This is a genomic window from Amycolatopsis sp. NPDC003861 (assembly GCF_053605405.1).
Genome location: NZ_JBSGJD010000257.1, coordinates 1 through 13,621 on the forward strand (window position 1 = coordinate 1; position 13,621 = coordinate 13,621).

The window sequence follows — 13,621 nt, forward strand, 5'->3', positions numbered from 1 at the left end:
GGTCCTGCACGACGGCGAGCTCCGGCCCGACGCGGCCACCCTCACCGGGCCGAACCTGGTGATCCCGATGGAGTACCCCGGTGTCCAGACGCGACTGATCGACGTCGACGCCGCTGCCGGTGCCGCCGCCGTGGTCGCCGAGCTGCACCGCCCGGCGCCGGGCCGCACGGTCGCGCTGCGCGGCTCGCGGCGCTGGCTGCCCGGCTACGAAACCCTGGCGCCGCAACCGATCGAGCAGGCGAAGGACGTGCTGCGCGAGCAGGGCGTGTACCTGATCACCGGCGGGCTCGGCGGGATCGGGCTGGCGATGGCCGAGCGGCTGGCCCGCGACAGCCACGCCAAACTCGTCCTGTTCGGCCGCCGCGGCCTGCCGCCGCGCGAACGCTGGGCCGGGATCGCCGACGGCACCGACGAAGTGCCCGGCACCATCCGCGACCGCGTCGATCGCGTCCGCGAAATCGAGGCGCTCGGCGGTGAAGTGGTGGTCGTCGAAGGCGATGTCGCCGAGGAGGCCGACGTCCGGCGCGCGGTCGCCGTGGCCATCGAGCGGTTCGGGGCGCTGCACGGCATCCTGCACACCGCGGGCGTGCCGGGCACCGGGCTGATGCAGTTCAAGCAGCCGGGTGACGCCGATCAGGTCCTCGCGCCGAAGCTGCCCGGCTCCCGGGCCCTCAGCGCGGCCACCGACGGCCTGGACCTCGACTTCGTCGCGCTCTTCTCCTCCATCACCTCGGTCACCGGCGGTGGCCCCGGCCAGGTCGACTACTGCGCCGGCAACGCCTGGCTCGACGCCTACGCCGCCTCCCACGGCGGCCGGACGGTGTCGATCTCGTGGGGCGAGTGGACCTGGAACGCCTGGGACGAAGGGCTTTCCGGGTACGAGGAAGACATCCAGACCTACTTCCGCGAGCACCGCGCCAAGTTCGGCATCGACTTCGAGCAGGGCTGGCGCACGCTGCTGCGGGCCCTGGCCTCGGGCGAACCGCACGTCGTCGTGTCCACCCAGGACCTCGACGCGGTGACCGCCGTGGCGGCGCGGTTCAGCGTCGACGCCGTCACCTCGGCCGCCCACGGCGGCTCGACGGCCGACCGCCACCCGCGGCCGGAGCTCGTCACGCCGTTCCAGGAGCCCGAGGGTGACGCCGAGCGCGCGGTGGCCGAGGCGTGGTGCGAGGCACTGCGGCTGGACCGCGTCGGCGCGTCCGACAACTTCTTCGAGCTCGGCGGCACGTCCCTGCTCGGCATCTCGCTGCTGGCGGGGCTGCGCACCGCGTTCCCGGACGCGGAACTGCCGCCGCACATCATCCACGAGGCCCCGACCGTCGCCGCGCTCGCGAAGATCGCCGCCGGCGGCCCGGAGACCCCCGAACCCGCACCCGACACCCAGGCGCAGGGACAGCTGCGCCGCTCCGGCATCAAAGCCGCGGCCGCCCGACGGCGCCGGGCCTGAACGACAACCTCCGCACAGCAGAAAGGGAACAGTCATGGCAGTCACGGGAGTGGTGGGCGCCGGCGTCATGGGCATCGGCGTCGCCCAGGACTTCGCCGCCGCCGGCCACGAGGTCGTGCTGGTCGATAAGGACGAGCGGATCCTCGAGGAGGCGCGCGCCGCGATCACGCGCAACTGCCGGCTCAGCCGGCTCATGGGCGGGCCCGCGCTCGACGCGGACGAGATCCTCGCCCGGATCACCACCGCGGTCGGCCTGGCCGCGCTGGACAAGACCGAAATCCTCGTCGAGAACGTCACCGAGGACTGGGACATCAAGGCCGCCGTGCACGCCGAGCTCGACGAGGTCTGCGGCCCGGACACGGTGATCATCGCCAACACCTCGGCCGTGCCGATCACCCGGATCGCCTCGGTCGGCAAGAACCCGGGCCGCGTCATCGGCGTCCACTTCATGAACCCGGTGCCGCAGAAGCCGGTCGTCGAGCTGATCCCCGGCTTCCACACCACGCCGGAGACCATCCTGCGCACCCGCGAGCTGCTCACCAGCATCGGCAAGCGCTGGGTCGACGTGAAGGACGCGTCGGGCTTCGTGTCCAACCGCGTGCTCATGCTCACCGTCAACGAAGCCGCCTACCTGGTGCACGAGGGCGTCGCCACCGCCGAATCGGTCGACGAGGTGTTCCGCGGCTGCTTCGGCCACCCGATGGGCCCGCTCGAGACGGCCGACCTGATCGGCGTCGACACGATCCTCTACAGCGTCGAGGTGCTCTACGAGCACTACGCCGACTCGAAGTACCGTCCCTGCCCGCTGCTCAAGCAGATGACCGACGCCGGCCTGCACGGCCGCAAGTCCGGCCGCGGCTTCTACACCTACAGCTGAAATCCCGTTACCCAGAAGGAGAAACCACCATGTCCGAGACCACCGGCGACATCCTCGCCTTCATCACCGGCCGCTTCCCCCAGGCCGAGATCACCGCAACCGAGGACATCTTCTCCCTCGGCTACATCAACTCCCTGTTCGCCATGGAGCTGGTGATGCACCTGGAGAAGACCTTCGCCGTCACCATCCCCAACGAGGAACTGCGGATCGACAACTTCCGCACCGCGGCGGCGATGACCGAGCTGGTCGGCCGCCTCCGCCCGGCCGCGACGGTGGGCTGACCAGTGCCGGAGGTACTCACCGCGGTCCGCGCGCCCGGCCGCGAGGCCGCGCGGGCCTTCGTGGACGAGCACGTCGTCCCCTTCGCCGACGCGTGGGACAAGGCCGGGCGGATCCCCGAGGACGTCCTGGACAAGATCGCCGACGCCGGGTTGTGGGCGCCGTTCCTGCCGCCCGAGCTCGGCGGCTCCGGCCTCGACATGGTCACCCTCGGCGAGATTCACGAGGAGGTCGGCCGCGGCTGCTCGTCGGTCCGCAGCCTGCTGACCGTGCACACCATGCTCTCCTGGGCGTTGCTGCGCTTCGGCACCGAGGCGCAGCAGCACCGGTGGGGGCCGGAGCTGGCGAGCGGGCGCGTCCTCGGCGCGTTCTGCCTGTCCGAGCCCGGCGCGGGCAGCGACACGGCCGCGATCACCACGACCGCCACCCCCGACGGCGACGGCTGGCGGCTCGACGGCCTCAAGAAGTGGACCACCAACGGCCAGCGCGCGAACCTGTTCCTGGTCTTCGCGAAGGGCCCGGCCAGCACGATCGCGCTGCTCGTGCCGCGGGACGCGCCCGGTGTCACGGTCACCCCGATCGACGACATCCTCGGGACGCGCTCGTCGATGCTGGCGTCGATCTCCTTCGACGGCGTCCGGCTGGGTGCCGACGCGCTGCTCGGGCCGAGCGGCTTCGCCTCCGGCATGGTTCTCACCGGCACGCTCGACCTCGGCCGCTACAGCGTCGCGGCCGGGTCGGTGGGCATCATCCAGGCGTGCGCCGACGCGTGCGCGGACTACACGAGCAAGCGGACCGTGGGCGGTCAGCCGCTGAAGGACCTACCGTTGATCCAGGCGAAGCTGTCGGACATGGTCACCGACGTCCGCGCGGCCCGGCTGCTGCTGGCCGAGGCCGGCCGGCTCAAGGACCGCGGCGACTCGGCGACGATCATGGCCACCTGGGTGGCGAAGTACTTCGCGTCGGTCGCGGCCGCGAAACACGCGTCGGAGGCCGTGCAGGTGCACGGCGCCAACGGCTGCAGCACCGACTACCCCGTCGCCCGGTTCTACCGGGACTCGAAGGTCATGGAGATCATCGAGGGCAGCACCGAGATCCAGCGGATGACCATCGCCGCCGAGGCCTACCGGAAGCAGGTACCGTGACCAGTCTCATCGAACCGGCCACCGTCACGAAGCCGGTGCAGGGCAAGATCAAGTGCGTGGTGTGGGACCTCGACAACACCGTCTGGGACGGGGTCCTGCTGGAGGACGGTGACGTCCGGCTGCGGCCGTGGGTGGTCGAGCACGTCAAGCGGCTCGACGCGATGGGTGTGCTGCACTCGGTCGCCAGCAAGAACGACCACGAAGCCGCCATGGCGAAGCTGCGCGAGTTCGGCCTCGACGAGTACTTCCTGTTCCCGCGCATCTCGTGGAACGCGAAGTCGGCGTCGATCGGCCAGATCGCGCAGAAGCTCAACCTCGGCCTGGACGCCTTCGCGTTCGTCGACGACCAGGAGTTCGAGCGCGCCGAAGTCGCCTTCGCGCTGCCGCAGGTGACCACAGTGGACATCCTGGAGGCCGATGAGGTGTTGCGGCGGCCGGAGTTCGCGCCGCGGTTCGTCACCGACGAGTCGGCGCAGCGGCGCGGGATGTACTTCAGCCAGCTCGCCCGCGACGACGTCGAGGCGGACTTCGCCGGCACCGGCGAAGACTTCCTGGCCAGCCTGGACCTGCGGTTCACCATCGCGCCGGCCAGGCGGGAGGACCTGCAGCGGGCGGAGGAGCTGACCGTCCGCACCAACCAGCTCAACTCGACCGGGCGAACGTACTCCTACGACGAGCTGGACGCGCTGCGCTCGTCGGACGAGCACGTGCTGCTCGTCGCGTCGCTGACCGACAAGTTCGGCTCCTACGGCAAAATCGGCCTGGCGCTGCTGGAGAAGGGGTCGCCGGACTGGCGGCTCAACATGATGCTGATGTCGTGCCGCGTGATGTCGCGCGGCGTCGGCACCGTGCTGCTGGGCCACGTGATGGGCCTGGCCCGGGCGGCGGGTGCCGGGCTGCGCGCGGACTTCGTCGAAACCGGCCGCAACCGGATGATGCAGATCACCTACGCGTTCAGCGGGTTCCGCGAGGTCTCGCGGGAGGGCTCGCACGTGGTGCTCGCGGCGGACCTGGACGCGATCCAGGAGCCGCCGGCGTACGTGACGCTCGAGGTGGAGTCGTGACGACGGCGGTGGCGAGCCGCTGGCTGCCGTTCCCCGTGACCGCGGGGAACGTGCGGCTGTACTGCCTGCCGCACGCGGGCGGCTCGGCGTCGGCGTTCCGCGCGTGGATCGGCCGGCTGCCCGGGGTGACGGTGTGCCCGGTCCAGCCGCCGGGCCGCGAGACGCGCCAGCGGGACACCCCGCACACGTCGATGGCTTCGTACGTCGCCGACCTGGCGGACTTCGTGCTCTCGGACGACTCCCCGTACGCGGTCTACGGCCACAGCCTGGGCGCGCTGGTCGGGTTCGAGCTGGTGCGGGAGATTTCTCGCCGCGGTGCCGCCCTCCCGGTGCACCTGGTGGTGTCGGGCTGCCCGGCGCCACAGTGGCTGACCCCGGACGACCCGATCGTGGCGGGCATGGGCGACGCGGAGATCGTGTCGCTGCTGCGCACGCTGGGCGGAACGCCGGAGGTGTTCCTGAACGACCCGCGCGTGCTGCGGCTCATCCTGCCGCCGATCCGCGCGGACCTGACGGTCAAGAACACGTACGGCTACGTGTCCGGGCCGCCGCTGGAGGTCCCGGTGACGGCCCTGGCGAGCACGGCCGACGTCCGCGCGAGCGTGGAGTCGGTGCTGGCGTGGCGGGAGCAGACGGTCCGCCCGTTCCGCGGCCACGTCCTGGAGGGCGGGCACTTCGCGGTGCTGGAGCGGGAAGAGGTCACCTTGGCCCACCTGGCGGCCGCCCTGCGCCCCTGGTCCTGAGCCGGGCCCCGGAACGTGGTGGGCCCGCCGCCAATACCCCTGGCGGCGGGCCCATCACCCATGCGCTGCCGCAGCCGCTCATCGGACCTCGGGCCGCCGGAAGTGCGCGGGGCGTCCCTGGCGGCTCACTACGCGATGGATTTCCCCTCGATCTCCTTCCGGGGGGGCGACCGTCAGCTCGGAATGCACGACGACACGGGCACCGGATCGGCGCCACGAAATCAGCTGCCAGGTGAACGAAAGGCACGAGACGCCCAACGCCAGCCATGCGAAGACATTCGTCATGGATCGAGGATAACCGGCGCCGAAAGGGCCCCTTCCCAACAGCGGGAAGGGGCCCTTTCGGTGGGTCAGGAACGCAGATCGGCGATTCGGCCGGCGAGCAACCGGACCGTGGGCAGCTCCACGACCGCCGTCGCCGGGAGGTTCCACCGGGCCGCGATGCGGACCGCGCCCGCGGAACGGCCGCCCAGTTCGAAGAAATTGTCGTCCGCGCCGATCTCGGTGTACCCGAGGGCCGTCGCCCACCGGGCGGCCACCTCCTGCTCCAGGCCCGGCTCCGGCTCCACGAACGGCGTCCCCAGTGCCGGCCGCGGGCGGACCTGGGCCTGCGCCTGAACCGGCGCACCGCCCCGCACCGGGCGGGCGAGCGGCACCCCGGACAGCACCACCTCGGTCAGCTGGTCGGCCGCGGCCACCGCGGCGAGGACCTCCGGCGTGGGGTCCGAAGTGGACACCACCGTCGTCCACCGCCCGCGGCCGGCGAGCCGCGCCACGCGGGCTTCGGCGGCCAGGACGCGGCCGGCGGGATCCGGCGAGACGAGCAGGATTCCCCGCCGTCCGCCCAGGTCCGGCACGTCGTGGTGCACCTCGGCTTCGGCGTGCCCGGCCGGCTCGAACGGCTCGTGGTGCAGGCGCCACGACTGGTCGCCGCGTACCGCCAGCGGGGACTCCGCGTGCAGCACCGCCGCCAGCGCCTGGTCGAGGTCGGCATCCGGCCCCACGTCCACGTGCCGCGGCGTCAACGCCGTGAGACCCGCCTGCGAGGGCGTGGTCAAGTCGGGCCCCAGGACACCCACGGCGCCGGAGGTCAGCGTCACCATCTCCGGCCACAACCCGGCCGCCACCTCGATCTCCCCCGGTGAGCCGCCCAGGGCGAAGCCGTGCACGATCGTCCGCGGGACGACGACCAGCGAACGCGCCAGCGCCGGCAGGTCGCCCGGGCCGACGACGAAGTCCCCGGTGTCCAGGAACTCGAACCCGCTCCCCGGCCGCACGGTGGTCACTTCGCCCCCCGCCAGGGTGATGCGGGCAGCGAGCGCCTCGCCGACCGGATCGGCGGCGAACACCAGCCACGGTCCCGCCGCCCGCAGCCGGCTCTCCAAGCCGACCAGGGGCTGCGGGTCGGGTCGCCACGACGGCACGTGCGCGACCGGGAGTGCGGCGGCCCCCGGGTCGACCCAGAAGCGCTTGCGCTGGAACGGGTACGGCGGCAGCTCCACCCGGCGGCCCTCGCCGCGGTGCAGCGCGGCCCAGTCCACGGTGCAGCCCGCGAGCCACAGCCGGGCCACCACCGCGAGCAGGTCCGCGGCCGACGACCCGCTCTCGACGGCGACCGTTTCCGAGGCGCCCTCGTCCAGCCGGATGCCCAGCCGGGTCAGGCCGGCGGTCAACGCCGACAGCGCGCCCTCGCGCGTGGCCGCCGGCGCGGGTACTTCCGCCCCGGCCAGCAGGCGGTGGGCCGCCTCGGCCGTCGACGCCCAGCCGGAGCCGGTGTCCGCGACCAGCCGGAACCGCGGGTCACGGCGACGCGTCCCGCCGTCGAGCCACCGCTCGGGATCGGCCAGCGCCGCCACCGCGTCCGGCAGGTCCTCGACCACCACCGCCCGCCGCAGCGCGAAGTGACCCCGCGACACCTGCAGCGTGAAGGCGACGTCGGCGAGGTCCAGATCCGGGTGCGCGGCCAGGTGCGCGCGCAGCCGCGAGGTCACCTCGTCGAGGGCGGCACGATCTCCGGCGGAAAACGTGAGCAGGTGTGGCCCGCGAGAGCGCCGGGGTGCCCGCAGCGGAGGCTGTTCCATCACCACGTGCGCGTTCGTCCCGCCGACGCCGAACGAGCTGACACCCGCCCGCCGCGGCGCGCCGTCCGCGGGCCAGGGGACGTCGGTGGGCAGCACGGTGAACCGGTCACCGAGCGCGGGATTGGGGGTGCGGAACCCGGCCGTGCCCGGCAGGACGCCGTCACGCAGGTTCAGCGCCGCCCGGATCAGGGACGTCACGCCGGACGCGCGATCGAGGTGCCCGATGCTGGGCTTGACCGAGCTGAGCACGCACGGTGCCGCCCGTCCCGGCCCGAAAACCCGGTTCAGCGCGGCCAGCTCGATCGAGTCGCCCAGCGGCGTGCCGACGGCGTGGCACTCGACGTACCCCACCGTCTCGGGTTTCACCCCGGCCACGGCCAGCGCGGTGTCGACCACCGCGGCCTGCCCGGCGACCCCGGGCGCGGGGTAGCCGGCGCGGTCACGGCCGTCGTTGTTGACCGCCGAGCCCAGGAGCACCGCGTGCACGACGTCGCCGTCGGCCAGGGCGTCCTCCAGGCGTTTCAGCGCGACGACCGCCGCGCCGGAGCCCATCACCGTGCCGTTCGCCTCCGCGTCGAGGGCGCGCACCCGGCCGTCGGGCGAGAGGATGCTGCCCTCTTCGAAAACGTGGCCGCCGGTCTGCGGCAGCGGCAGCGCGGCGCCCCCGGCCAGGGCCAGGTCGCACTCGTAGGTCAGCAGGCTCTGGCACGCCAGGTGCACCGCGACCAGCGACGTCGAGCAGTACGTCTGCACGGTGATCGCCGGGCCGCGCAGGCCCAGCTTGTACGACACGAGCGACGTCAGCGAGTCGCGCTCCACCCCCGCGGACAGCAGGGGCTTGCCGCCCGGTTCCCCGGCCAGGTCCGGCAGGTTGCGGGTCAGGTAGTCGGGGAACGCGCAGCCGGCGAACAGCCCGACGGGCACCCCGGGATCCGTCGGCCGGTAGCCGGCCCGTTCCAGGGCTTCCCACGAGCACTCCAGCAGGAGCCGGTGGTGCGGTTCCAGGGTTTCCGCCTCGCGCGCGGACAGCCCGAAGGCGGCGGCGTCGAACGTCTCGACGCCGCCGGCGACGGGCCCGCCGACGCGGACGTGGCCCGGGGTGGCCGGATCCACGCCCGCGGCGGCGAGCTCTTCGTCGGTCAGCGGGCGCAGGCCGGGGAGCCCGGCCGCGAGGTTGCGGCGCAGCTGCTCGACGTCGGCGGCGCCCGGGAAGCGCCCCGCCATCCCGACGAGCGCCACGGCCGATTCGTGTGCCGGTTCCGTCATGGCCGTCCCTCCAGTGGGTCAGAGCAGGTGGCTGCGGCCCCAGCCGTGGGCCAGCCGGTAGGTGGCGAAGGCGCCGGTGGCCAGGCCGATCGCGAGCACGATCAACGCCGGGCGCAGCATCGCTTCGGCGTTGCCCGCCATGGCCGCGCGGATGAGCGACAGCCCCCAGTAGCCCGGGGAGAACGGCGCGGCCGCCTGCGCCCACGGCGGCATCAGCGACACCGGCAGCAGCGAGCCGCCGAGCGAGCTGATGGTGATCGCGCCGAGGTCGACGGCGACGATCAGGTCGCCGCGGCTGCGGACCACAGTGGACAGTGCGGCCCCCATGGCCAGCAGCATGAAGCCCCACAGGCACATCGCGCCGAACACCAGGCCGGGCGACACCGGGAACGGCATCCCGACGACGAGCCAGCCGTAGATGATCAGCACGCCCTGCTGGATCAGCAGCACGACGAACACCGGGACGGCCTTGCCGATCAGCAGCTCCGCGCGGGCCGCGCGGCTGGCGCGCAGCCGGTCCCAGGTGCGCCACTCGCGTTCGACGAAGATCGCGTTGCCCACGATCGCCATCGCGAACACCGAGAACATCACCAGCTGCCCGGTGACGGCCTCGACCGCACCGGTGCCCAGCGCCTTCACGTACAGCGGCTGGAACAGCACCATGAAGATCATCGGCGTGATCAGGTAGCTGATCAGCTGCGACGGGTCGCGCAGGCGCAGGATCGCGTTGTAGCGGACGAGGGCGCCGGCCCGGGAGAGGGAGTCAGTGCGCGTCGACATCGGTCACCGCCAGGGAGTGGTAGAGGTCGTCCAGGCTGGGGTTGCGCAGCTCGACGGACTCGACCGGCCGCGTCACCGTGGGCAGCAGCTCCAGCAGCGTGCCGGTCGGGTCGGTGGTCGAGACGGCCAGCTGCTCGTCGGCGGTGCGCACGCGGACCTCGCCGGGCAGGCCCGACAGCAGCTCGTCGGCGCCACCGCGCGCGATCACCCGGCCTTCGGCGGCCACCGCGATCGTGGCCTGCAGGTCGGTCAGTTCGGTCAGGTAGTGGGTGGTGTAAACCACTGCGGCTCCCTCGCCTGCTCGTTGCTTGACCACGTCGAGCAGCGCCTGACGGGTCTCGGGGTCGGCACCGGCGGTCGGCTCGTCGAGCAGCAGCAGCGCCGGCCGGTGCACCAGCGCCGTCGCGGCCTGCGCCCGCCGCTGCTGGCCACCCGAGAGCAGGCCGCACGTGCGGTTCAGGAAGGTCTCCAGCCGCAGCGCGGCGGTGAGGTCGTCGATGGCCGAGCGCAGCGCGGCCCGGCGCAGCCCGGCCAGGCGGCCGTAGAGCTCCAGGTGCTCGCGCACGGTCAAGGGGCGGTAGAGCGCGATGTGCTGCGGGGAGATGCCGATGCGGTCGCGGGCGCGCGTCGGCGATTCGCCGTCGACGAGCACGGTTCCGCTGTCCGGGCGCAGCAGCCCGGACACCATTTCGACGAAGGTGGTCTTGCCGGCGCCGTTGTGGCCGACCAGCCCGACGATCTCGCCCGCGGCGACCTCGAGGCTGAAGCCGTCGAGGGCCTGCACTTCGTCATAGCGTTTCCGGAGGTCGATTGCTTGCAACATAGGGATCGCTCCTTGCGATTCACGGCTCTTGGACTGTCGCACGAGGACGGCCGGGGCGGCGCTCCCCCGCGGTGGCAGGAAACTGCCGTCATTCGGTGCCGGCGGGCACCGCGTCGAGCGCCGCGCGCAACGCGACGCGGTCGAACTTGCCGTTGACCGACCGGGGCAGCTTCGGCAGCACCTCGATCCGCCGCGGCAGCATGTACGCGGGCAGTTCCTTCGCCAGCGCCCGGGAAATCGCCTCTGGGTCGGCCTCGGGCGCGACCGCCAGCACGATCCGGTGGCCCAGCACCGGGTCCGGCACGCCGAACGCGGCCGCCTCCCCCACCAGGCCCGTCGCGTAGGCGGCCTCCTCGACCTCGGCGGGGCTGACGCGGTAGCCCGACGTCTTGATCATCTCGTCGGTCCGGCCGACGAAGTAGAGGAACCCGTCCTCGTCGCGGTAGACGGTGTCGCCGGACCACACGGCGATTTCCGGGCGCACCAAGCCGTCCGGGCCCGGCACCGGGCGGAAGCGCTCCGCCGTGCGCCCGGGGTCGTTCCAGTAGCCGAGCGCCACGAGCGCGCCGCGGTGCACCAGCTCGCCGTGCTCGCCGGGCAGGCAGGGCGTGCCGTCGGCGCGCAGCACGAGGACTTCGGCGTTGGGGATGGCCTTCCCGATCGAGCCCGGACGGCGGTCGGCCTCGGCCGGGTCGAGGTAGGTGGAGCGGAAGGCCTCGGTGAGGCCGTACATCAGGAACGGTTGCGCCGCCGGGAAGATCCGGCGCAGCTTGGCCAGCGTGGCGCGCGGCATGCGGCCGCCGGTGTTGGCGAAGTACCGCAGCCGCGCGGTCGCCTCGGCGGGCCACTCCTGCGTCACCAGCTGCAGCCACAACGGCGGCACGCAGGTCAGCGCGGTGACACCGTGGCGGGCGCAGAGCCGCACGATTTCCTTGGGCAGCAGGTAGTTCACGAGCACCACGTGCGCCCCGGCGGCGAACGCGGTGGTGAGCTGGCTGAACCCGGCGTCGAAGCTCAGCGGCAGGGCGGCGAGCACGACGTCGTCGCGCGTGTGGCCGAGGTACTCCGCCACGCTCGCGGCGCCGGCGAGCAGGTTGCGGTGGGACAGCACGACGCCCTTGGGGCCGCCGGTGCTGCCGGAGGTGTACATGATGGCGGCCGGGTCCCGGTCGATCACCCCGCCGGGCACCGCGTCCGGTCCGGCCGCGGTCAGCGCGTCCCACTCGGGCCGCCCGAACACCACGACCGGGGTGCTCCCCGGCACGGCCTCCCGGACCGTCGCCAGCCGCTCGGCGGTCGTGAGCACGACCTTCGGGGTGCAGTCGGTGGCGACGTGGGCGATGTGCCGGCCCTTGAACAGCGGGTTCAGCGGCACCAGCACCGCGCCGGCGGCCGAAGCGGCGAACAGCGCGACCACGGTCTCCAAGCGCTTCTCCGCGTACACCGCCACCCGGTCGCCGCGGCGGACGCCGAGCCGGTGCAGGCCGTGGGCGACGCGCGCGACCTGGTCGGCGAGCTCGGCGTAGGTCAGCGTCCGGTCCTTGTACGTCAGGGCCGGGTCGCCGGGCGCGCCGCGGGTGAGGAGCTGGTCGAGCCGCACCGGGGCGGCCGCCTCAGACATCGGCGGGCTCCGGGGCGACGAACTCCGCGACGGCCGCCCACAGGCTGCCCGCGGTGGCGAAGGTGTCCTCGGTGAGCAGTTCGTCGGGCAGCTCGAAGTCGAAGGTCTCCTCCAGGTCGGTGACGAGCTGCACCACGCCCATCGAGTCGAGCCCGAGCGCGGCGAGGTCGTCGTCCTCGGCGATCCGGTCCCCGAGCGCGTACGGCAGGTGCGCGATCAAGATCTCGAGGAACCCCGGCGGGATGGGGAGTGTGTCAGGCATTTCGTCACCCTGTTTCGCTTTCGGCGGTCAACCGTGTCCCCCCGAGGACACCACCGGCCGGAATCACCCGGCCATCACCGCGCTCTCATCGCGCCACCACCGGGCGAGAGCGGCGTGAGAGCGCCCCGAGAAGACCGGCTGCGACGGTGGAAAGTGCCAGAAGCGAGACCTTTGGAGGCACGATGTCGACGGCCACCCTTCCGCCGCTCGGGGCGTTCTCCGTGCCCGAGCCCGACCCCGAAGCCGAGCTGTACCGCTACGCGGCGCGCTGCGGCCGGATCTCGTCCGTGGACACCGCCGCGGCGCACCTCGGCCTGCCCGCCGACACGGTCCACGCGGCCGCGGCCAGGCTCGTCGAGCTGCACCTGCTGCGCGCGGTCGCCGACGGCTTCGTCCCCCGGGAACCCTCGGCGGCCGCGGAGCTCGTCGTGACGCCGCTGGAGCGCGCGATGTACGAGCGCCGCGAAATGGCCGACCGCCTGCGCGAGCGCATCGACGGCATCACCCGCGCCCCGGCCGGCGCCGCGGGCACGCTCGACCGCCTGGAGGGTGTCGCCGAGATCCGCGGCCTGATCAAGCTGGCGGCCGAGGTCTGCCGCGACGAACTGGTGGTCCTCCACCCGGGCGAGGCGGCCGACGACCTGGTCGACGAGCTGCTGGACGCGTGCTATTCGGTGCTGGGCGACGGCGTCGGCGTCCGGGTGGTCTGCCCGCACCGCAGCCGCGCCGGCTACGCGGCCCGCGCCCGGTTGACGCAGCTCGCGGGCCGCGGCGCGCAGATCCGCACGCTGAGCCGCGTCCCGGAGGCGGCGGTGGTCTTCGACCGGTCCCTGGCGGTGACGCTGGACGTCGCCGACCTGTCCGCCCGCCGCGTCCGCGACCAGGGCATGGTGCGCTTCCTGCTGGGCCTGTTCGACCAGCTGTGGGACGGCGCCACCCCGTTCGCGGCCGAGGACCAGGGCTACAGCGGCGAAATCGCCCACGACATGCAGCAGACGATCGCCCGCCTGATGGCCCAGGGCCTGACGGACGAGGTCGTCGCCCGGCGGCTGGGGATGTCGGTGCGGACCTGCCGGCGGCACATCGCCGCGATGCTGCAGAACCTCGACGCGGTGTCCCGCTTCCAGGCCGGGGTGCAGGCGGCTTCGCGCTTCACGCTCGCCTGATGCGCCGCCCGGCCCCAAGCGCCCCAATGTGGCGTTGGTTGCGTTGGACGCACCCAATGTGGCG

Annotated in this window: 12 protein-coding genes; 7 read left to right on the top strand and 5 right to left on the bottom strand. The window is 73.0% G+C overall.

Annotated features, from left to right (window positions below; all coding sequences use genetic code 11):
• From ACWEVN_RS39945 to ACWEVN_RS39970, 6 genes are all read left to right on the top strand, one after another.
• The coding region (locus tag ACWEVN_RS39945; RefSeq protein ID WP_452054748.1) for an SDR family NAD(P)-dependent oxidoreductase at nucleotides 1-1,450 on the top strand (1,450 nt) is incomplete at its 5' end.
• Nucleotides 1,451-1,484: 34 nt separating this feature from the next.
• The gene (locus ACWEVN_RS39950; RefSeq protein ID WP_176176623.1) at nucleotides 1,485-2,327 is read left to right on the top strand and encodes a 3-hydroxyacyl-CoA dehydrogenase family protein; all 843 of its coding nucleotides are present in this window, start codon (nucleotides 1,485-1,487) and stop codon (nucleotides 2,325-2,327) included.
• A 29-nt stretch (nucleotides 2,328-2,356) separates the two neighbouring features.
• Complete coding sequence (locus ACWEVN_RS39955) at nucleotides 2,357-2,608, top strand: acyl carrier protein (RefSeq protein WP_003066161.1); 252 nt, start codon at nucleotides 2,357-2,359, stop codon at nucleotides 2,606-2,608.
• Between the two features lie 3 nt (nucleotides 2,609-2,611).
• Nucleotides 2,612-3,751: an acyl-CoA dehydrogenase family protein gene (locus ACWEVN_RS39960; protein ID WP_452054749.1), complete on the top strand. Its 1,140-nt coding sequence runs from the start codon at nucleotides 2,612-2,614 to the stop codon at nucleotides 3,749-3,751.
• The gene (locus ACWEVN_RS39965) at nucleotides 3,748-4,815 is read left to right on the top strand and encodes an HAD-IIIC family phosphatase (protein WP_449683485.1); all 1,068 of its coding nucleotides are present in this window, start codon (nucleotides 3,748-3,750) and stop codon (nucleotides 4,813-4,815) included. Before ACWEVN_RS39960 ends, ACWEVN_RS39965 begins: the two co-directional genes overlap by 4 nt.
• Nucleotides 4,812-5,558: a thioesterase II family protein gene (locus ACWEVN_RS39970; protein ID WP_452054750.1), complete on the top strand. Its 747-nt coding sequence runs from the start codon at nucleotides 4,812-4,814 to the stop codon at nucleotides 5,556-5,558. The genes ACWEVN_RS39965 and ACWEVN_RS39970 overlap by 4 nt, the downstream gene beginning before the upstream one ends.
• A gap of 350 nt (nucleotides 5,559-5,908) precedes the next feature.
• Here ACWEVN_RS39970 and ACWEVN_RS39975 read toward each other — a convergent pair whose 3' ends face one another.
• The 5 genes from ACWEVN_RS39975 to ACWEVN_RS39995 all read right to left on the bottom strand — a co-directional run bounded on the left by ACWEVN_RS39975 (nucleotide 5,909) and on the right by ACWEVN_RS39995 (nucleotide 12,391).
• On the bottom strand, nucleotides 5,909-8,905 hold the full coding sequence (locus ACWEVN_RS39975; RefSeq protein ID WP_452054751.1) for a beta-ketoacyl synthase N-terminal-like domain-containing protein: 2,997 nt from the start codon (nucleotides 8,903-8,905) through the stop codon (nucleotides 5,909-5,911).
• A gap of 18 nt (nucleotides 8,906-8,923) precedes the next feature.
• Nucleotides 8,924-9,685 (bottom strand): ABC transporter permease, encoded by a 762-nt coding sequence (locus ACWEVN_RS39980; protein ID WP_449683481.1) that lies wholly within the window; start codon nucleotides 9,683-9,685, stop codon nucleotides 8,924-8,926.
• The gene (locus ACWEVN_RS39985) at nucleotides 9,669-10,508 is read right to left on the bottom strand and encodes an ABC transporter ATP-binding protein (RefSeq protein ID WP_449683480.1); all 840 of its coding nucleotides are present in this window, start codon (nucleotides 10,506-10,508) and stop codon (nucleotides 9,669-9,671) included. Before ACWEVN_RS39985 ends, ACWEVN_RS39980 begins: the two co-directional genes overlap by 17 nt.
• Before the next feature lie 88 nt (nucleotides 10,509-10,596).
• The gene (locus tag ACWEVN_RS39990; protein ID WP_452054752.1) at nucleotides 10,597-12,129 is read right to left on the bottom strand and encodes an acyl-CoA ligase (AMP-forming), exosortase A system-associated; all 1,533 of its coding nucleotides are present in this window, start codon (nucleotides 12,127-12,129) and stop codon (nucleotides 10,597-10,599) included.
• A complete protein-coding gene (locus ACWEVN_RS39995; protein ID WP_310969779.1) occupies nucleotides 12,122-12,391 on the bottom strand; it encodes a phosphopantetheine-binding protein in 270 nt (89 codons plus the stop codon). The genes ACWEVN_RS39990 and ACWEVN_RS39995 overlap by 8 nt, the downstream gene beginning before the upstream one ends.
• 182 nt (nucleotides 12,392-12,573) lie before the next feature.
• Between ACWEVN_RS39995 and ACWEVN_RS40000 the strand changes: the two genes are divergently transcribed.
• Nucleotides 12,574-13,557, top strand: coding sequence for a LuxR C-terminal-related transcriptional regulator (locus ACWEVN_RS40000; protein ID WP_449683478.1), 984 nt, complete (start codon nucleotides 12,574-12,576; stop codon nucleotides 13,555-13,557).
• The last annotated feature ends 64 nt before the right edge of the window (nucleotides 13,558-13,621 follow it).

Excerpts from the sequence above, each read along its gene's own strand:
- ACWEVN_RS39995 (WP_310969779.1), bottom strand. The coding sequence starts at position 12,391 with ATGCCTGACACACTCCCCATCCCGCCGGGGTTCCTCGAGATCTTGATC.
- ACWEVN_RS40000 (WP_449683478.1), top strand. The coding sequence starts at position 12,574 with ATGTCGACGGCCACCCTTCCGCCGCTCGGGGCGTTCTCCGTGCCCGAG.
- ACWEVN_RS39990 (WP_452054752.1), bottom strand. The coding sequence starts at position 12,129 with ATGTCTGAGGCGGCCGCCCCGGTGCGGCTCGACCAGCTCCTCACCCGC.
- ACWEVN_RS39950 (WP_176176623.1), top strand. The coding sequence starts at position 1,485 with ATGGCAGTCACGGGAGTGGTGGGCGCCGGCGTCATGGGCATCGGCGTC.
- ACWEVN_RS39985 (WP_449683480.1), bottom strand. The coding sequence starts at position 10,508 with ATGTTGCAAGCAATCGACCTCCGGAAACGCTATGACGAAGTGCAGGCC.
- ACWEVN_RS39955 (WP_003066161.1), top strand. The coding sequence starts at position 2,357 with ATGTCCGAGACCACCGGCGACATCCTCGCCTTCATCACCGGCCGCTTC.
- ACWEVN_RS39975 (WP_452054751.1), bottom strand. The coding sequence starts at position 8,905 with ATGACGGAACCGGCACACGAATCGGCCGTGGCGCTCGTCGGGATGGCG.
- ACWEVN_RS39980 (WP_449683481.1), bottom strand. The coding sequence starts at position 9,685 with ATGTCGACGCGCACTGACTCCCTCTCCCGGGCCGGCGCCCTCGTCCGC.